This window comes from Streptomyces sp. AC602_WCS936 (genome assembly GCF_019049125.1).
Classification (GTDB): Bacteria; Actinomycetota; Actinomycetes; order Streptomycetales; family Streptomycetaceae; genus Streptomyces.
In genome coordinates this window covers 1-18344 of record NZ_JAGMUF010000011.1, presented here as the reverse complement: position 1 = coordinate 18344, position 18344 = coordinate 1, and the positions used below count along the sequence as shown (strand labels likewise).

17 protein-coding genes are annotated in these 18344 nt (G+C 73.3%); 7 read left to right on the top strand and 10 right to left on the bottom strand.

Features of this window, described 5'->3' with window-relative positions; translation table 11 throughout:
- Positions 1–4 precede the first annotated feature (4 nt).
- Positions 5–940, top strand: a complete 936-nt coding sequence (locus tag KUM03_RS05460) for an oxidoreductase (RefSeq protein ID WP_217245852.1) — start codon at positions 5–7, stop codon at positions 938–940.
- Positions 941–1329: 389 nt separating this feature from the next.
- Positions 1330–2211, top strand: a complete 882-nt coding sequence (locus KUM03_RS05450) for a hypothetical protein (protein WP_217245850.1) — start codon at positions 1330–1332, stop codon at positions 2209–2211.
- Between the two features lie 61 nt (positions 2212–2272).
- On the opposite strand, the gene KUM03_RS05445 is transcribed toward KUM03_RS05450, so the two are convergent.
- The gene (locus KUM03_RS05445; protein ID WP_217245849.1) at positions 2273–2716 is read right to left on the bottom strand and encodes a DUF6299 family protein; all 444 of its coding nucleotides are present in this window, start codon (positions 2714–2716) and stop codon (positions 2273–2275) included.
- Positions 2717–2981: 265 nt separating this feature from the next.
- Here KUM03_RS05445 and KUM03_RS05440 point away from each other — a divergent pair, with 265 nt between their 5' ends.
- Complete coding sequence (locus KUM03_RS05440) at positions 2982–3191, top strand: DUF5999 family protein (RefSeq protein ID WP_217245848.1); 210 nt, start codon at positions 2982–2984, stop codon at positions 3189–3191.
- Between the two features lie 22 nt (positions 3192–3213).
- Here KUM03_RS05440 and KUM03_RS05435 read toward each other — a convergent pair whose 3' ends face one another.
- Genes KUM03_RS05435 through KUM03_RS05425 form a run of 3 tightly spaced genes read right to left on the bottom strand, consistent with a single transcriptional unit; the run spans position 3214 to position 5843 of the window.
- A complete protein-coding gene (locus KUM03_RS05435) occupies positions 3214–4041 on the bottom strand; it encodes an alpha/beta fold hydrolase (RefSeq protein ID WP_217245847.1) in 828 nt (275 codons plus the stop codon).
- 27 nt (positions 4042–4068) lie between these two features.
- Positions 4069–4467 (bottom strand): RidA family protein, encoded by a 399-nt coding sequence (locus tag KUM03_RS05430; protein WP_217245846.1) that lies wholly within the window; start codon positions 4465–4467, stop codon positions 4069–4071.
- Positions 4464–5843, bottom strand: a complete 1380-nt coding sequence (locus tag KUM03_RS05425) for an acyl-CoA dehydrogenase family protein (protein ID WP_217245845.1) — start codon at positions 5841–5843, stop codon at positions 4464–4466. The genes KUM03_RS05430 and KUM03_RS05425 overlap by 4 nt, the downstream gene beginning before the upstream one ends.
- 161 nt (positions 5844–6004) lie before the next feature.
- Between KUM03_RS05425 and KUM03_RS05420 the strand changes: the two genes are divergently transcribed.
- The 3 genes from KUM03_RS05420 to KUM03_RS05410 all read left to right on the top strand — a co-directional run bounded on the left by KUM03_RS05420 (position 6005) and on the right by KUM03_RS05410 (position 9504).
- A complete protein-coding gene (locus tag KUM03_RS05420; RefSeq protein WP_374225264.1) occupies positions 6005–7675 on the top strand; it encodes an AMP-binding protein in 1671 nt (556 codons plus the stop codon).
- Positions 7676–7687: 12 nt separating this feature from the next.
- Positions 7688–8527, top strand: coding sequence for a PaaX family transcriptional regulator C-terminal domain-containing protein (locus KUM03_RS05415; protein WP_217245844.1), 840 nt, complete (start codon positions 7688–7690; stop codon positions 8525–8527).
- An 83-nt stretch (positions 8528–8610) separates the two neighbouring features.
- On the top strand, positions 8611–9504 hold the full coding sequence (locus KUM03_RS05410; RefSeq protein WP_217245843.1) for a sulfotransferase: 894 nt from the start codon (positions 8611–8613) through the stop codon (positions 9502–9504).
- Here the strand turns inward: KUM03_RS05410 and KUM03_RS05405 are convergent.
- Both KUM03_RS05405 and KUM03_RS05400 read right to left on the bottom strand, forming a co-directional pair.
- Positions 9492–11873, bottom strand: coding sequence for a bifunctional salicylyl-CoA 5-hydroxylase/oxidoreductase (locus KUM03_RS05405; protein ID WP_217245842.1), 2382 nt, complete (start codon positions 11871–11873; stop codon positions 9492–9494). The genes KUM03_RS05410 and KUM03_RS05405 overlap by 13 nt on opposite strands.
- Positions 11874–11876: 3 nt before the next feature.
- Positions 11877–12704, bottom strand: coding sequence for an enoyl-CoA hydratase family protein (locus KUM03_RS05400; protein WP_217245841.1), 828 nt, complete (start codon positions 12702–12704; stop codon positions 11877–11879).
- A gap of 182 nt (positions 12705–12886) precedes the next feature.
- On the opposite strand from KUM03_RS05400, the gene KUM03_RS05395 reads away from it, so the two are divergent.
- Entirely contained in the window at positions 12887–13327 is a 441-nt protein-coding gene (locus KUM03_RS05395) for an ATP-binding protein (RefSeq protein WP_217245840.1), read from the top strand.
- On the opposite strand, the gene KUM03_RS05390 is transcribed toward KUM03_RS05395, so the two are convergent.
- The 4 genes from KUM03_RS05390 to KUM03_RS05375 form a co-directional block, all read right to left on the bottom strand.
- On the bottom strand, positions 13284–14726 hold the full coding sequence (locus KUM03_RS05390) for an amino acid permease (protein WP_217245839.1): 1443 nt from the start codon (positions 14724–14726) through the stop codon (positions 13284–13286). The genes KUM03_RS05395 and KUM03_RS05390 overlap by 44 nt on opposite strands.
- Positions 14727–14844: 118 nt before the next feature.
- On the bottom strand, positions 14845–15852 hold the full coding sequence (gene argF / locus KUM03_RS05385; RefSeq protein ID WP_217245838.1) for an ornithine carbamoyltransferase: 1008 nt from the start codon (positions 15850–15852) through the stop codon (positions 14845–14847).
- 85 nt (positions 15853–15937) lie between these two features.
- Complete coding sequence (locus tag KUM03_RS05380) at positions 15938–17161, bottom strand: arginine deiminase (RefSeq protein ID WP_217245837.1); 1224 nt, start codon at positions 17159–17161, stop codon at positions 15938–15940.
- Positions 17162–17235: 74 nt separating this feature from the next.
- Positions 17236–18344 (bottom strand): HEXXH motif-containing putative peptide modification protein (locus KUM03_RS05375; RefSeq protein WP_254398887.1); only part of this gene is annotated, 1109 nt, incomplete at its 5' end.

Sequence of the window (18344 nt, the reverse complement as noted above, 5' to 3'; positions counted from 1 at the left end):
CCGCATGACGAAGAAGCAGCACTGGACCACCGACCGGATCCCGGACCTGGACAAGCGGGTGTTCGTCGTCACCGGAGCCAACAGCGGCCTCGGCCTGGCGACCACCCGGGCGCTCGCCCGCGGCGGCGGGCAGGTGATCCTCGCCGTGCGCGACGAGGCGAAGGGGCACCGGGCCGTCGCGGAGATCGCCGCGGAGCGGCCCGGAGCCGCTCTGGAGGTACGCCACCTCGACCTGGCGGACCTCGACTCGGTCCGGGCGTTCGCCGAGCGGCTGCGCGCCGACCACCCCCGGGTGGACGTACTCGTCAACAACGCGGGCGTGATGGCACCGCCCCGCACCCTGAGCGCCCAGGGCCACGAGCTGCAATTCGCCTGCAACCACCTCGGCCATTTCGCTCTCACCGGTCTGCTGCTCGACCTCCTGGCGGTCGGTGGCGATTCCCGCGTGGTCACGGTGACTTCGGCCAACCACCGTCTGGGGCGCCTGCGCTTCGACGACCTGTCCGGCGAGCGCCGTTACTCCCCCATGGCGTTCTACAACCAGTCGAAGCTCGCCAACGCCGTATTCGGCCGGGAACTCCACCGCCGGCTGACCGCGGCCGGCAGCCCCGTGCGCAGCGTCCTCGCCCACCCCGGCTACGCCTCCACCAACCTGCAGACCGGGGCTCCGACCGGCATGGTGAAGTTCCTGTTCGGCCGCCTCCTCGCCCCGCTCGCCCAGCCCGCGGGGCAGGGCGCCCTGCCCCAGCTGTACGCGGCCACCGCCCCGGACGTCGAGGGCGGTGAGTTCATCGGTCCGGACGGAGTCGCCGAACTGCGCGGCGGGCCGGGGCGGGTGCGGCCGTCGGCCGCGGCGGTCGACCCGGAGGCCGGCCGCCGCCTGTGGGAGCGGTCGGAAGAGCTGACCGGCGTGCGGTTCGCACTGCCGTCACCCTCCTGATTCCGGCCCGCATTCCGACTTTTCGTACAGCGATACAGCGATACTTTCGATGCGGTGTGAATTCTGGATTGGGTAAGTATCGCAGAATTCGTTCACTCGACTGCCGCGCATCCGACGGACAAGGCAGACGTTACTTCGGATATGACGAAGGAAAACGGGGAATTGGTGACGCTTGGCCCATACACCTACCGGCCCGGCAGAAACCACTGGCCGTCACCGAGCGACGGAACTCTGACCAGAGGCGGGCTCCCCGTCCCGCTCCGGGTGACGGAACCCGTGCTGCGGCGTTTCCTGGAGGTCATGGCAGACCTGGAGGCCGGCTTCGCCGAGCGCTGGGGGCGGTCGCAGGGGGCCCTGACGTACACCCGGGCGGAGTGATCCGGGGCGTCATGCACGAGGAACAGTTCCAGCACCACTTGTCCTACGGCGAGGGCCAACTCCGTTCCACCGGAACCGGACGGCACCGCGCCCCCGAACACGCCTTCCAGGAAACCCTGGTCCCGCCGGAACCCGGCTGGGACCCCGCCGAAGAACTGGCCTTCCTGCTCCAGGACGCGATGGATCAGGAGCCCCAGCAGCAGCCCCCCTCGCCGCACAACCCGGACGCGTCGGCCCTCGCCCCCGCGCCCGGCACGCCGCTGAGCAATCTGCAGGAGATCACCGCCGAGCTGCCGCCGTTGCGGGAGACGCCCACGAGTCATCGCAGGGTCCGCAGAAGGGTGAGCCGGCTGCGCGCCGCGAGCCTGTTCGTGGCGGCGCTCGCCGCGGTCATCGCGGCCTCCGTGAGCCTGTTCGGCGGCATGGTGGCCTACGAACCCCTGCGCCTCGCAGCCGTGACCCGCACCCGCGGCAGCGTCGTGTCCTGGTGGCCGCTGCTGGTCTACGGGCCCTGGCTGGTGGCGTCGCTGGCCGTGCTGCGGTCCGCGCTGCACCAGCGCCGCGCGGTCCACTCCTGGGCCGTGGTCCTGCTGTTCTCCGCCATCGCGATGCTGCTGTGCGTCGCCCAGGCACCCAGAACACTGAGCGACGCGGCGGCCGCCGCCCTGCCGGGGCTGGCCTCGCTGGTCTGCTTCCAGCAGATCGTCCGGCAGATCACGCTGACCCGCCCGCCCCGGCGGGCGGTGGTGCCGCGCCACCGGCAACGCGACACGTCCGGGCCGGACGCCGGGACGGCCGGTGCGTCGTCCTCGGAGACGGTGTCCCTCCCGCAGCAGCGGCAGAAGTTCCCGCGCTCGCCGCGGCCCGGCTCGGAGACCGGGAAGCGTCCCTGACCACGGCCGCCGACGCCGCGGGCCCCGCACCGACGTGGTGCGGGGCCCGCGGCGTGGGGGCTCAGCCCTGGACCAGGGTCACGTCTTGGCCGTGCCTCGCGTGGAAGCTGGGGAGCGGCACGATGCCCGTGAAACGCAGCTCCATGAGGGTGGCTTCGACGTGGGCCGCGCCGGGCTTGAGGGTGACCGAGTCGGGCGTACCCGTGTTGACCCAGCGGTGCTCCAGGCCGTCGCAGACCGCGCGGGTGCCACCGACGCCGTACCGGACCGACGGGTCGCTCTGGCTGACCGTGGAGCTGACGTAGACGGGGCCGGTGCCGCCGGTGCAGCGGTAGGTGCCGGAGAGGGTGACGGTGCCGTCCGCGGCGATGCGGCCGGTCGGGTCGACCGTCACCGACTCCGTGACGTGGCGGGCGTCGTGCGGGGCCGCCGTCGCGGCGGGGGCGGCCAGCAGGAACAGGGCGGCGCCGGCGGCCGTGGCGAGGGCCGCGGATCGTACGGGCATGGGGGACCTCCCGGTCGGGTGGGAATGGGGGTTCCACTGGTACCGGGCGGACGGGCCGACGGAGGTGACCGTCACCCCTTCGGTGGCGGGTCCCGTCCGGCCTCACGGTGGCGGATCCGCTCCGGCCGTCGTGGAACGGTCGCCGGGTTGTCCGGGTGTTGTCACGCTTGCCGGCCGGGTCTTGGCGATGACTCGGCGCCGGGCGCACGGTCTGTACATGCGACGGTCCCGACGACGGGACGGTCTCCCGATGTGGAGGTGCGCCATGTGTACCCACCGGTCCTCCTGCCCCGCGGCCGACTCGCCCGCCGCGCGACCGGCGTCCGCGCACGTCGTCGCCGCCCACCCCGAGCAGGGGTGGACGCTGCTGTGCGACGGCACGATCGTCTTCGACGACACCGGCGAGCTGCGGGCCGACGGCCGGGTGTTCGGGCCGCGCCGGGTGCCGGCCGGACGACTGGCGATCGCGGCCTGACCGGCCCCGCCCGGGGCGGCGCTCAGGGCTTCTCGGCGATGAACTCCCGCAGCAGCGAGGCGAGCAGTTCCGGCTGGTCCTCGGCGACGAGTGTCCGGCTGTCCTCGATCTCCACCAGCCGTCCGTGCGGCAGCAGTTCGGCCAGCCGCCGGCCGTGGGCGCGGGGCATCATCAGGTCCTCGGTCGCCCAGACGACGAGCGCGGGCCGCTCGAAGCGTCGCAACCCCTGGGCGGCCGCCAGCAGTTCGTCACGGCGCACATGAGTGTTGTAGTGCCGGAAGTCGCGCCGGATCGCGGGGTCGGTGCGCAGCGGGCGCAGCCAGCCGTCGACGATCGCGTCCGGCACCGGCCGCTTGGTGAGCGCGCCGAAGCCGACGGGGAGCCGGCGCAGCGGCTTCAGCCCGAGCACCCGGACCAGCAGGGACACGCCGCCCGGCACCCGGCAGACGGCGCCGATCATCTTCCCGGGGAGTCCCGGCGGGTAGTTGTCGAAGGCCTCGCACGCGACGAGGGCCAGCCGCGCCAGGCGTTCCGGGCGCCGGGCCGCCACCGTCTGGGCCCGTCCGCAGTCGCTCTCGACCAGGGTGACGTCCCTCAGGTCCAGGCGGTCGAGGAACTCGGCGATCAGCTCGTTGACCAGGTCCGGCGTGGGCGGCCGGGACATGGGCCTGCGGTGGGCGCCGTAGGGCAGGGTCGGGGCGACGACCCGGTGGTCGGTGCGCAGGTCGGCGATCACGTGGCGCCAGACGGTCGCGTCGTGGACCAGGCCGTGGAGGAGGACGACGACCGGGCCGTCGCCGCCGGTGTCCTCGTACTCGATGGTTCCCGCGGTCAGTTCGATGTCCGGCATGCCGGAACTCTAGGGTGTGCGCGTCCGCTACGGCAGTACGGCGAATCCGTCGAGTTCCACCAACGCCCGCTCGTCCCACAGGCGTACGACCTCCACGACCGCCATCGCCGGGTAGTCGCGGCCGGCCAGTTCGCGCCAGGTGCGGCCGAGTTCGGCGGCGTGGGTGCGGTAGGCGGCGACGTCCGTGGCGTAGACGGTGACGCGGGCGAGGTCGGCGGGGGTGCCGCCGGCCGCGCGCAGGGCGGTGAGGAGGTTGGTGAGGGCCTGCTCGAACTGGGCGGGGAGGGTGTCGCCGGTGACCTTGCCGTCGGTGTCGAGGGCGGTCTGGCCGGCCAGGAACACGACGCGGGTGCCGGTGGCGACGACGGCGTGGGAGAAGCCGGTGGGCGGGGAGAGTTCGGGCGGGTTCAGCCGTTCGGCGGTCAACTTCCGGCCTCCTCGGTCGTCGCGTCCAGGGTGCGGTACAGCTCCTTGGCGATGATGCCGCGCTGCACCTCGCTCGCGCCCTCGTAGACGCGCGGGGCGCGCACCTCCCGGTAGAGGTGTTCGAGGAGGTGGCCGCGGCGCAGGGCGCGGGCGCCGTGCAGCTGGACGGCGCGGTCGACGACGTACTGGGCGGTCTCGGTGGCGAGGAGCTTCGCCATCGCGGAGCGGCGCGGGACGTCCGGCGCGCCCTCGTCGTACGCCGTGGCCGCCGCGTACACCATCAGGCGGGCCGCCTCGGTGCGCAGGGCCATCTCGGCCGTCTGGTGGGCGACGGTCTGCAGGTCGCGCAGTCTGCCGCCGAAGGCCTCGCGGGCGGTGGTGTGCGCGAGGGTGGCGTCGAGGGCCGCCTGCGCCATGCCGACGGCGAAGGCGCCGACGCTGGGGCGGAACAGGTTGAGGGTGCCCATGGCGACCCGGAAGCCGCGGTCGACCTCGCCGAGCACGTCTTCGGCGGTGACGGGGACGGCGTCGAAGGCGAGGGCGCCGATGGGGTGCGGGGAGAGCATGTCGAGGGGGGTGCCGGTGAGGCCGGGGCGGTCGGCGGGCACGAGGAAGGCGGTGACGCCGCGGGCGCCGGCGCCGGGGGTGGTGCGGGCGAAGACGGTGTAGACGTCGGCCTCGGGGGCGTTGGAGATCCAGCACTTCTCGCCGGTGAGCCGCCAGGCGGCGGGGCCGTCGCGGTGGGCGGCCAGGGAGGCACCGGCGGGCCGAGCGGGCCGCGCGACGGGCCCTTCGGCGTCCCCGGCCGGTCGACTCGCCCGTCCGCCGGGCCACGGGACGGCGGAGTCGGGAGCCCCGTCCGGCCCCGTGCCGGTCCCTCCGGCGTCCGGTGGCGGGTTCGCCTCCGGGCCGCGCTCGGCACCACGCCCCTCGTCGGGGCCGGGTGCGCCGGCGTCCGCCCGGCCGGTGACCGGTTCCGCCCCGAGGGTCAGCGCCGCCGCGTCCGAGCCGGCGTCGGGCTCGCTGAGGGCGAAGGCGGCGACCGCACTGCCGTCGCTCACCCGGGGGAGCCAACGGGCGCGCTGGGCCTCGGTGCCGTGGGCGTGGACGGGGTGAGCGCCGAGGCCCTGGAGGGCGAGGGCGGTCTCGGCCTCCGTGCAGGAGTGGGCCAGGGACTCGCGCATCAGACAGAGGTCGAGGGCGCCCGAGGTGAACAGGCGGGGCAGCAGCCCGAGGGCGCCGAGTTCGGCGAGGAGGGCGCGGTTCACGCGGCCCGGCTCCCCCTTCTCGGCCAGCGGGCGCAGCCGTTCGGCGGCCAGGGCGCGCAACTCGGCGCACCAGGCGACTTGTGCCGGTTCGAGCGAGAATGCGGTCATCGACGGTCCCTTCCCCTGCCACGTCCCCCGCTACGGCCCGCGCCGCGTCCCGGTCTCCCGCCCACCGGGCCACACCCGAGGTTATCGCGCACCGTTGACTGTCGTCACCAACACGATACGCTCGTTGCGCGAGCCCACCACGACAAAGGGGGCGAACCGCCATGGCGCAGACGCACCGCGCGGAGCCGCACCGCTCCGGCCACGTCGACACCTTCGCGCGCGAACACCTGCCGCCCCCCGACCAGTGGCCCGAGCTCCGCTTCGACCTGCCGGAGCTGCGCTACCCCGCCCGGCTGAACTGCGCGGCCGAGCTGCTCACCGGCCCGCCCGACGACCGCCCGGTCTTCCGCACCGCGTCCGGGGACGACTGGACGTACGGGCGGCTGCGGGACCGGGTCGACCGGCTCGCCCACCTCCTCACCGGCGACCTCGGGGTCGTCCCGGGCAACCGGGTGCTGCTGCGCGGCCCCACCACCCCGTGGCTGGCGGCCTGCTGGCTGGCGGTGCTGAAGGCGGGCGCGGTGGCGGTCACCGTGCTGGCCCAGCAGCGCCCGCACGAGCTGCGCGCGATCTGCGAGATCGCCCGGGTGCGCCACGCGCTGTGCGACGTACGGTCCGTCGACGACCTCGCCAAGGCGGAGGTGCCGGGGCTGCGGATCACGACGTACGGCGGTGACGCGCCCGACGACCTGCTGACCCGCGCGGAGGCCGGCACGGAAGCCGACGGGGAGGCCGGCGCGGCGCCCGGTGCGCCGTACCCGGCCGCGGACACGGCGGCCGACGACGTGGCGCTGATCGCGTTCACCTCCGGCACCACCGGCCGGCCCAAGGGCTGCATGCACTTCCACCGCGACGTGCTGGCGATCGCCGACACCTTCTCCGCGCACGTGCTCCGGCCGCGCCCGGACGACGTCTTCGCGGGCAGTCCGCCGCTCGGCTTCACCTTCGGTCTCGGCGGGCTGGTGATCTTCCCGATGCGCGCGGGGGCGAGCGCGCTGCTGCTCGAACAGGCGGGCCCCCGGCAGCTGCTGCCCGCCGTCGCCGAGCACCGGGTGTCGGTGCTGTTCACCGCGCCGACGGCGTACCGCGCGATGCTCGACGAGCTGGACGCGTACGACGTGACGAGCCTGAGGCGCTGTGTCTCGGCGGGCGAGAACCTGCCCGCGGCCACCTGGCGGGCCTGGCACGACCGCACCGGGCTGGGCATCATCAACGGCATCGGCGCCACCGAGCTGCTGCACATCTTCGTCTCCGCGGCCGACGGCGACATCAGGCCCGGCACGACCGGCGTCCCGGTGCCGGGGTGGCACGCGCGCGTGCAGGACGAGTCCGGGGTGCCGGTGCCCGACGGGGAGCCGGGGCTGCTGGCGGTGCGGGGGCCGGTGGGCTGCCGGTACCTCGCCGACCCGCGGCAGCGGGAGTACGTGCGCGGCGGCTGGAACATCACCGGGGACACCTATGTGCGGGAGCCCGACGGGTACTTCCGGTACGTGGCACGCGCCGACGACATGATCATCTCCGCCGGGTACAACATCGCCGGGCCCGAGGTGGAGGACGCCCTGCTGCGCCACCCGGACGTGGTGGAGGCGGCGGTGGTGGGCCGGCCCGACGCGCACCGCGGGCAGGTGGTGGTCGCCCACGCCGTGCTCCGGGAGGGCGCCGAGCGGGACGCCGACGCGCTGCGCGCCTTCCTCAGGGCGGAGCTCGCGCCGTACAAGTGCCCGCGCGAGATCCACTTCCCGGACGCGCTGCCGCGCACGGCGACCGGGAAGCTCCAGCGCTACCGGCTGCTCCCGCCGCCCGACCGTCCCCGGGGCGACCAGGCGGGATGACGACAACCTAAGATGATCAACGTGTCCGACCAGCACGCGCAGCACGCCCCGAGGTCCCTGATCGTCACGCTCTACGGCGCGTACGGCCGCTTCGCGCCGGGCCCGGTGCCCGTCGCCGAGCTGATCCGGCTGCTGGCCGCGGTCGGGGTGGACGCGCCCTCCGTACGCTCGTCGGTGTCCCGGCTGAAACGGCGCGGACTGCTGCTGCCCGCCCGCACGGCCGGGGGCGCGGCCGGCTACGAACTGTCCCCGGAGGCCCGGCAGCTGCTGGACGACGGGGACCGGCGCATCTACGCCACGGCACCCTACGAGGACCAGGGCTGGGTGCTCGCGGTGTTCTCGGTGCCGGAGTCGCAGCGGCAGCAGCGGCACGTGCTGCGCTCCCGCCTGGCGGGGCTGGGCTTCGGCTCCGCGGCCCCCGGCGTGTGGATCGCGCCCGCCCGCCTCTACGGGGAGACCCGGCACACGCTGGGCCGCCTGGGCCTGGACTCCTACGTGGACTTCTTCCGCGGCGAGCACCTGGGCTTCACACCGACCGCCGAGGCGGTGGCCCGCTGGTGGGACCTGGCGGCGGTCGCCAAGGAGCACGAGGCGTTCCTCGACCGCCACGCGCGCGTGCTGCGCGACTGGGAGGGCCGGACCGGCACCCCGCCCGAGGAGGCGTACCGCGACTACCTCCTCGCGCTGGACTCCTGGCGCCACCTGCCCTACGCCGACCCGGGCCTGCCCGCCCGGCTGCTGCCCGAGGGGTGGCCCGGTACGCGCTCGGCGGCCGTCTTCCACGCGCTGCACGAGCGGCTGCGCGACGCGGGGGCGGTCTACGCCGCGCTCGACGCCCCGCCCTCTCAGTGACTCCCATCACATTTCATGATGATCAAGGAACCCTCAGCCTTCTCAGACCCTCTTCTCAGGTTCGTCACCTACCGTGCGGACGCATGAGTCTCGCACGTAACTTGAACCGGGCCCTCACCGTCACCACCGGCCTCCAGGTACGGAGAGCTCCCCACAGAGCGAGGGGGAAGAAGGCGTCCGCCGCGCCGGAACCCGCCGAGCGGCCCACGCCCGCCTACCGGTGTCCGCCGGCCGAGGAGCTGGCGACCGAGCGGCTGCTGCGGCGGCCCGTCTTCATCATCTCCTCCATCCGCTCCGGCTCCACCCTGCTGCGCATGATGATGGGCGCCCACCCCCGGCTGCACGCCCCGCACGAGCTGCACCTCGGCCGGATGGAGGTCGACTGCACCAACTGGTTCTCCCAGCGGGCGATGAGCACCCTCGGCCTGGAGCGCGGGGACCTGGAGCACCTGCTGTGGGACCGCGTCATGCACCGGGAGCTGACCAGGTCGGGCAAGGACTTCGTCGTGGAGAAGACCCCGGCCAACGTCTACATGTTCCGGCGCCTGAAGGACTGCTGGCCCGACGCGCGCTTCGTCTTCCTGCTGCGCCACCCCGAGTCGATCGCCCGCTCCTGGCACGAGAGCGACCCCGTCAAGCGGCCGTACGACAAGGCCGTCGACGACGTGCTGCCCTACGTGCACGCCGTCGAGGAGGCCCGCACCGCCGACTCCGACGGCTTCACCGTGCGCTACGAGGACATCACCGACGCCCCCGAGCGGGAGATGCGCCGCCTGTGCGCGTTCCTCGGCGTCGACTACGACCCGGCCATGCTCGACTACGGTCGCAAGAGCGACGGCGAGTTGGTCCGGGGCCTCGGCGACTGGCGGGACAACATCCGCACCGGCACGGTGCAGCCGGGCCGCGCGCTGCCCGCCGAGGACGAGATCGCCGGACCGCTGCGCCCGGTGAGCGCGGCCTGGGGCTACACGTCCTGACGTCCGCCGTGCAGCGTGAGCCTGGGTCTGGGGGCGTCGGTGCGTCCGGTCACCGGGCGGCGGCTGCCCGCCCGGTACGGGGCCGGCCATCCGACGCCCGGCCCCTCGTAGCCTTGCTCGGCCGCCGCGTGCAGGGTCCAGTGCGGGTCGTAGAGGTGGGGGCGGGCGAGGGCGCACAGGTCGGCGCGGCCGGCCAGGATCAGCGAGTTCACGTCGTCCCAGGAGGAGATCGCGCCGACGGCGATCACCGGGACGCCCGCCTCGTGCCGGATGCGGTCGGCGTACGGGGCCTGGTACGAGCGCCCGAACTCCGGCCGCTCCTCGGCCACGACCTGCCCGGTGGACACGTCGACGGCGTCGGCGCCGTGCACCGCGAAGGCGCGGGCGATGGCCACGGCCTCCTCGGGGCTCGTGCCGCCCTCGGCCCAGTCGGTCGCGGAGACGCGTACGGTCATGGGCCGGTCACCGGGCCATGCGGCGCGTACGGCGTCGAAGACCTCCAGCGGGAAGCGGAGCCGTTTCTCCGGTGAGCCGCCGTAGGCGTCGGTGCGGCGGTTGGTGAGCGGGGAGAGGAAACCGGAGAGCAGGTAACCGTGGGCGCAGTGCAGTTCGAGCAGGTCGAACCCGGCCCGTGCGGCGCGGTGGGCGGCGGCCGTGAACTGCTCCCGGATGTCGGTCAGCTGTGCCCGGGTCAGCTCGCGCGGGATCTGGCCGCCGGGCTTGTACGGCAGCGGGGACGGGGCCACCAGGGGCCAGTTGCCCTCGGGGAGCGGTTCGTCCATGCCCTCCCACATCAGCCGGGTCGAGCCCTTGCGGCCGCTGTGCCCGAGCTGCACGCCGATCGCGGTGCCGGGCGCCTGCGCGTGCACGAAGTCCGTGATCCGCCGCCACGCCTCCGCCTGGCGTCCGGTGTAGAGGCCCGCGCAGCCCGGGGTGATGCGGCCCTGCTCGCTGACGCACACCATCTCGGTCATCACCAGACCGGCGCCGCCCAGGGCCCTCGCACCCAGGTGGACGAGGTGGAAGTCGCCGGGGACGCCGTCGGTGGCCGAGTACATGTCCATCGGGGAGACGACGACGCGGTTGCGCAGGGTCAGGCCGCGCAGCCGGAACGGGGTGAACATCGGGGGCGTGCCGGGCGGGCAGCCGAACTCGCGCTCGACGGACTCGGTGAAGCGGGCGTCGCGCAGCCGCAGGTTGTCGTGGGTGACGCGGCGGCTGCGGCTGAGCAGGTTGAAGGCGAAGCGGCGGGGCGGCTGGTCCAGGTACCGGGGCAGGTCCTCGAACCACTCCAGGCTGGCCTTGGCCGCCCGCTGGGTGGAGGCGACGACGGGGCGCCGCTCCTCCTCGTAGGCGGTGAGGGCCTGTTCGAGAGTGGGCTGTTCCTCCAGGCAGGCGGCGAGCGCGAGGGCGTCCTCGACGGCGAGCTTGGTGCCGGAGCCGATGGAGAAGTGGGCGGTGTGGGCGGCGTCGCCGAGCAGGACGACGTTGCCGTGCGACCAGCGTTCGTTGACGACCGTGCGGAAGGTGGTCCAGGCCGACTTGTTGGACCTCAGCGGCCGGCCGCCGAGGGCGTCGGCGAAGATCTTGGCGCAGCGGGCGGTGGACTCGGCCTCGTCCAGCTCGTCGAAGCCGGCCGCCTGCCAGACCTCCTCGCGCATCTCGACGATGACGGTCGAGGCGTCGGGCGCGTAGGGGTAGCCGTGCAGTTGCATCACGCCGTGCTCGGTCTCGGCGATGTCGAAGCGGAAGGCGTCGAAGGCGAAGTCGGCGGCCAGCCAGATGTAGCGGCAGCGGTGGGTGGTGAGGTGGGGGCGGAACGCGTCGCGGTAGGTCGCGCGGGTGGTGCTGTGTACGCCGTCGGCGGCCACGACGAGGTCGTACTCCCGCGCCAGGCGGTCAGGGTGTGGGGCCTCGGTGCCAAAGCGCAGGTCGACGCCGAGGGAACGGCAGCGGTCGTGCAGGATGGTGAGGAGGCGGCGGCGGCCGAGGGCGGCGAAACCGTGTCCTGTGGAGGTTTGGCGGGTGCCTCGGTGAGCGATGTGGATGCCGTCCCAGCGGACGAAGTCGGCCTGGAGGGCCGCGTATACCGCCGGGTCGGCGTGTTCGATGCCGCCGAGGGTTTCGTCGGAGAGGACTACGCCGAAGCCGAAGGTGTCGTCGGGGGCGTTGCGTTCCCAGACGGTGACCTCGCGGTCGGGGGCGAGGCGTTTGAGGAGGGCGGCGGTGTAGAGGCCGCCGGGGCCGCCGCCGATGATCGCGGTGCGTAGGGGGTGGCTTGTCGTCGCGGGCGGCTGCGGCGCCGTCGGGGTTGCTCGCGCAGTTCCCCGCGCCCCTGAGGTTGGCATGCTCGCCTGAGTTGAAGACATGCCCTACCTCCCTTGCCACTTCGGGGGGCGTTTTTCTGTGAACGACGCGTGGAACTCGGCGTAGTCCTCGCCGTTCATCAGGAGGGCCTGGGTCGAGGCGTCCAACTCCACCGCTGCCGCCAGGGGCATGTCCAGTTCGGCGGTGAGGAGGGCCTTGGTCTGGGCGTGGGCGAGGGCCGGGCCGTCGGCCAGGCGGCGGGCGAGGGTCTGGGCGGCCTCGTCGGCGCGGCCCTCGTCGGTCAGCTCGCTGATCAGGCCGATCCGTTCCGCCTCCGGCGCCCGTACCGCGTCGCCGAGCATCAGCAGCCGGGTCGCGTGGCCGAGGCCCACCACCCTGGGCAGCAGGTACGCCGCGCCCATGTCGCCGCCGGAGAGACCGACGCGGGTGAAGAGGAAGGCGAAGCGGGTGGACGGGTCGGCGACGCGGAAGTCGGCGGCGAGTGCGAGGACCGCCCCCGCCCCGGCGGCGACTCCGTGCAGCGCGGCGATCACCGGGAACGGGCACTCCCGTACCGCCCGCACCACCTGGCCCGTCATGCGGTTGAAGTCGAGGAGCTGGGCGGTGTCCATGGAGAGCGTGGCGCCGATGATCTCGTCGACGTCGCCGCCGGAGCAGAAGCCGCGCCCCTGACCCGCCAGCACCAGCGCCCGCACGGACCGCTCCCGGGACAGCTCGGCGAGCAGGTCGCGCAGGTCGGCGTAGGCCTCGAAGGTGAGCGCGTTGAGCTTGTCGGGTCGGGCGAGGGTGACGGTGGCGACGCCGTCGGTGAGATCGACGCGCAGGTGCCGCCAGTCGGAGGTGGGGGCGGCGGAGCCGGTGAAGGGACTCATGACACTCGAAGTTATCACCGTTCTGTGACTGTCGTCACGGGTGCGCGATAGACGCGACGGGCCCGTGAGCGCCGGGCCGAAGGTCCCGTGCGGTGCCCGTCGAACGGCTCTGCCGGTGGCGCCGTACCATTCATAAGGTTGAAAGCAGGACAGGACCGCCTGCTCCACGAAACGGACCCGCCGTGCACGATCACCCTTCCGCCCCCGCCTCCTGGCGCATCGCGCTGCCGCACTCCGCCGCGGCCGTGCCGGTGGCCCGTGCCCTGGTGCGTACGGCGCTGGCCGAGCTGGAGCACACCGCCGACGGCGACACGGCGGAGCTGCTGACGGCGGAGCTGGTGGCGAACGCCGTCGAGCACACCGCGGGCGGGTCGCCGATCGAGCTGGTCGTGGAGCTGATGCCGACCAGCTGCCAGGTGGAGGTCCACGACCCGGACCCGTCGCCGCCCGGCGACCTCACCCGCCCGGGCAAGGAGCCGCCCGACCCCTGGCAGGAGCACGGGCGCGGTCTGCTGCTGATCCGCGCCCTCAGCTCGTCCTGCGGCCACCGGCCCACCGGGGCGGGCAAGGCGGTCTGGTTCAGGCTTCCTGCGGTACCCGCTCCGCGTCGCTCTCCGGAGTGACCTCCGCCCGGGCCAGGCGGGAGTGCCGGCGCCCGTAGGCGGCGTACACCAGCAGGCCCACGGCGAGGAACACCGCGAACTGGAGCCAGGTCGCCGCGCCCGTCTCGTAGATCAGGTACAGGCAGAAGCCGACGCCGAGCAGCGGCGTCACCGGGTACAGCGGCACGCGGAAGGTGCGGGCGAGGCCCGGCTCGCGGCGGCGCAGCGCGATCACGGCGATGTTGACGGCGGCCATGGTGGCCAGCGTGCCGATGGTGCAGAGGTTGACCACCGCGTCGAGCGGGGCGAAGGCCGCGGGGAGGGCGAAGAGCACACCCACGATGAGGGTGCCGGCGACCGGGGTGGCGGTGCGCGGCGAGACCTTCTCGAAGACGCGGGGGATCAGACCGTCCCGGGACATGGACATCAGGATGCGGGTCTGGCCGTACATCACGGCGAGCACGACCGAGGCGATGGCGACGACCGCGCCGAAGGCGACCACGCCGCCGCCGACGGTGGAGCCGGTGACCTCGTTCACGACGTAGGAGAGGGCCGCGGGCCGGTCGCCGACCTGGTCGCCGCCGACGGCGCCGATCGCGGCCACGGCGACCGCGCAGTACAGCAGGGTGACCAGGCCGATGCAGACCAGGATGGCGATGGGGATGTCCCGGCGCGGGTTCTTGGCCTCCTCGCCCGCCGTGGTGATCGCGTCGAAGCCGATGTACGAGAAGAAGGCGGCCGTGGTGCCGGCGCCGATGCCGCCGAGGCCGGCCGGGGAGAACGGGCTGAGGTTGCCGTCCTTGAAGGCGTAGAAGCCGATGGCGCAGAAGGCGATCAGGACGGCCAGCTTGAGGACGGCCATCGCGGCCGTGGCGCGGGCGCTCTCCCGTACGCCGCGCACCAGGAGCACGCAGGCCAGGGCGATGACGATGACCGCGGGGAGGTTGACCGCGCCGCCGTCGCCGGGGCCGGAGGAGAGCGCGTGCGGGAGCTGGACGCCGAGGACGCTGTCGAGGAGTTCGTTGACGTACTGGCTCCAGCCGACGGCGACCGCGGAGACGGAGACGCCGTACTCCAGGAGCAGGCACCAGCCGACGAGGAAGGCGGTGCGCTCGCCGAGTCCGGCGTAGGCGAAGGAGTACGAGGAGCCGGAGACCGGGATGGCGCCGCCCAGCTCGGCGAAGGCGAACGCGGTGAAGACGCAGGTGATCGCCGCGAGGATGAAGGAGACGACGACGGCGGGGCCGGCCTCGGCGACCGAGTCGGACAGGCCGACGAAGATGCCGGTGCCGACGATGGCGCCGACGCCGAAGCAGACGAGCTGGAACAGGCCCATCGTGCGCTTCAGGCCGTGGCCTTCGCGGTCGGCGCCGGATTCGGCCACCAGGAGGTGGGGGGACTTGATGCGGGAAGCGGGCATTGCGGGTGGTGCTCGTTTCTGGTGGTGCGTGGGGCGCGACGGTGGTCGCGGCCGGCGGTACCGGAAGGGGTGGCTCCGGGGCCGCCGGTCAGAATAACGGGCCTGATCGGCCGCCCGGTCAGGCCAGCGTGGCGACCATGACCGCCTTGATGGTGTGCAGCCGGTTCTCCGCCTCGTCGAAGACGACCGAGTGCGCGGACTCGAAGACCTCGTCCGTGACCTCCAGGGAGTCGAGGCCGTAAGCCTCGAAGATCTCCTGGCCGACCTTGGTGCCCAGGTCGTGGAAGGCGGGCAGGCAGTGCAGGAACCTGACGTCCGGGTTGCCGGTGGCGCGCAGCACGTCCATGGTCACCGCGTACGGGGCGAGGGCTTTGATCCGCTCGGCCCAGACGTCCTTGGGCTCGCCCATGGAGACCCAGACGTCGGTGACGACGAAGTCGGCGCCGCGCACGCCCTCGTCCACGGTCTCGGTGAGGGTGATGCGCGCCCCGCTGGACTCGGCGAGCGCCTTCGCCCGATCGACGACCTCCTGGGCGGGCCAGTAGGTCTTCGGCGCGACGATGCGCACGTCCATGCCGAGCAGAGCGCCGGTGACCAGGTAGGAGTTGCCCATGTTGAAGCGGGCGTCGCCGAGGTAGGCGAAGGCGATCTCGTGCAGCGGCTTGTCGCTGTGCTCGGTCATCGTGAGCACGTCGGCGAGCATCTGGGTGGGGTGCCAGTCGTCGGTCAGGCCGTTGTAGACGGGGACGCCGGCGAAGGCGGCCAGCTCCTCGACCTTCTGCTGGCTGTCGCCCCGGTACTCGATCCCGTCGAACATGCGCCCCAGCACCCGCGCGGTGTCCTTCACGGACTCCTTGTGCCCGATCTGCGAGCCGGACGGGTCGAGGTAGGTCGTCGAGGCGCCCTGGTCGGCGGCGGCGACCTCGAAGGCGCACCGGGTGCGTGTCGAGGTCTTCTCGAAGATCAGCGCGATGTTCTTGCCCTGGAGGTGCCGCGTCTCGGTCCCGGCCCGCTTGGCCGCCTTCAGCTCCGCGGCCAGCCCGACCAGGCCGCGGAACTCGTCCGCGGTGAAGTCGAGCTCCTTGAGGAAGTGGCGGCCGGCGAGGGCGATCGGGACTGTCGCCATGGGGTGCTCCAGAAAGTACGGGGACGGGACTCAATGGAACAGTATACGAGAGCTTGAATTCTTATACGCGGCCTATACGGGGAGCCTACACGGGCTGCCGTTCGACCGGGCAGCTCATGCAGCGTGGGCCGCCCCTGCCCCGGCCCAGTTCGCTGCCCGGGATCTCGATCACCTCGATGCCCTGTTTGCGCAGGTGGGTGTTTGTGGTGGCGTTCCGCTCGTAGGCGACGACGACGCCGGGCTCGACGGCCAGCACGTTGCAGCCGTCGTCCCACTGCTCGCGTTCGGCGGCGTGCACGTCCTGGGTCGCGGTCAGAACCCGGATCTCGTTGAGGCCGAGACCGGCGGCGATCGCGCGGTGCATGTGCTCCGGCGGGTGGTCGGTGACCTTCAGCTCCTTCTCCCCCACGCCCGGCTCGATGGTGTAGGAGCGGAGCATGCCGAGCCCGGCGTACTGGGTGAAGGTGTCGCCGTCGACCATCGTCATCACCGTGTCCAGGTGCATGAAGGCCCGTCTCTTCGGCATGTCCAGGGCCACGATGGTGCGGGCGGAGCCCGCCGCGAACAGCTTGTGCGCGAGCATCTCGACGGCCTGGGGCGTGGTCCGCTCGCTCATGCCGATGAGGACGGCGCCGTTGCCGATGACGAGGACGTCGCCGCCCTCGATGGTGGAGGGGTAGTCGGCCTGGCCCTCGGACCAGAGGTGGAAGCTTTCGTCGCGGAAGAGCGGATGGTGCCGGTAGATCGCCTCGAAGTGCACGGTCTCGCGCTGCCGGGCGGGCCAGCGCATGGCGTTGATGGAGACGCCGTCGTAGATCCAGGCCGAGGTGTCCCGGGTGAAGAGGTGGTTGGGCAGCGGTCCGAGCAGGAAGTCGTCCAGCTCCATGGCGTGGAAGCGCACGGAGGTCGGCTCCGGGTGCGCCTCCAGGTACTCCCGCTTGGTCATGCCGCCGACCAGGGCCTCGGCGAGCTCGCGGGCGGGCAGCGTCTCGAAGGCGGCCCGGAGGTGGTCCGTGGCCAGCACTCCGTACTCCTTCTCGTCGAAGACCCGGTCCAGGACGAGCCGGCGGGCGGCCGGGACGTCCAGGGTCTCGGTGAGCAGGTCGCCGAAGAGGTGCACCGCCACCCCGCGGTCGCGGAGCACGTCGGCGAACCCGTCGTGCTCGGCGCGCGCCCGGCGCACCCACAGCACGTCGTCGAAGAGGAGGGCGTCCTTGTTGCTGGGGGTGAGCCTTTTGAGCTCGAGATCCGGCCGGTGCAGTATGACGCGGGTGAGCCGCCCGGCCTCGGAGTCGACTTGGAATCCCATGCCTCCATCCTGACCATTCGGGCGCCTGTTCACCCCCTGCTTGCGCAGACCCGTGCCCTCGTGTTCGCCCGCCGTCAGCCGCCGGGCCGCGGCCGGGCCAGCTCCGGGCGGGCCAAGGGCCGCCGGGTGGCGTGCCCCGGCTCCAGGGTCGCGCGGGCGACGATCCAGCCGGAGAGCGCGTGCGGGTCGGCCGGGTCGTGGGCCAGGTCCTTGGCGTAGCCGTCCAGTGCGGTGGCCGGGTCGCCGGCGGCGAGGTGCTCGTCGGGGGTACGGGGGACGGCGGGGCGGGCGGCGAAGGCGTGGGTGCGGACGTCGGGCCAGAAGCCACGGTCAGGGCGGAAGCGGAGGGGGTCGTCCGGGCCGTCCGGTGCGGCGACGTTGCGCAGCCGCCACTGGGTGCGGTGGAGGGCGGCGGCCGTACGGGCCCGTGCCAGGGCGGCCGGGTCGACGGGCACGCGCAGCCAGCCGTCCAGCGTGCGGGCGAGGCCGGTGACCAGACGGTGGCCCGGCGCGGTGAGCCGGCCGCTGGTCAGCAGCGTCCGCACGACCAGCCGGCTCTGCAACCGGCGCAGCGCGAAGTGGTACGCGGCGGCCTCGGCGTGCGCCGGCTCGCCCAGTCGGTCCCGCCAGAATCCGGCGACTCCGGTGAAGGCGTACGCGCCGTGCAGCAGACCGGTGAGGTGGCGCGGGTCGGCGCGCCAGGGGGCGTAGTAGCGCTCCGCGCGGTCGTCGTCGAGGAGGGGGAAGAGGTGGAGGAGGGCGGCGAGCTTGCTGTGCTGGAACTCGTGGACGAGGGTCTCGGCGAGGGCGAGAGCGGACCCGGGGCGGGAGATGAGCATGGCGCCGAAGGAGTCGCCGCTGGAGGCCGAGACGGCGACGGTCGGTGCGGCGGGCGGGGTGGCGGCGGTGCGTCCATAGGGCACGACGGCGCGTATCAGGGCCGGGTCGAGCCGCCCCGGGCCCTGCGCGGTACCGCTCGCGGCGAGTATCGCGACGGCGTCGTCGAAGACCCGCTGCCACTCGGCCGCCTCTTCGGCGTCGAGCCGGTCGGGCGGCACCGGGTCGTCCAGGTCGCGGTAGGGGTCGAGGTCGTCGAGGGGGATGGCGACGGGGCCGGCGGGGGTGGGGTGGGTGAGGGTGCGGAGGGGGAGCCAGGGGTCCGTGCCGGTGGTGGGGGGCGTCG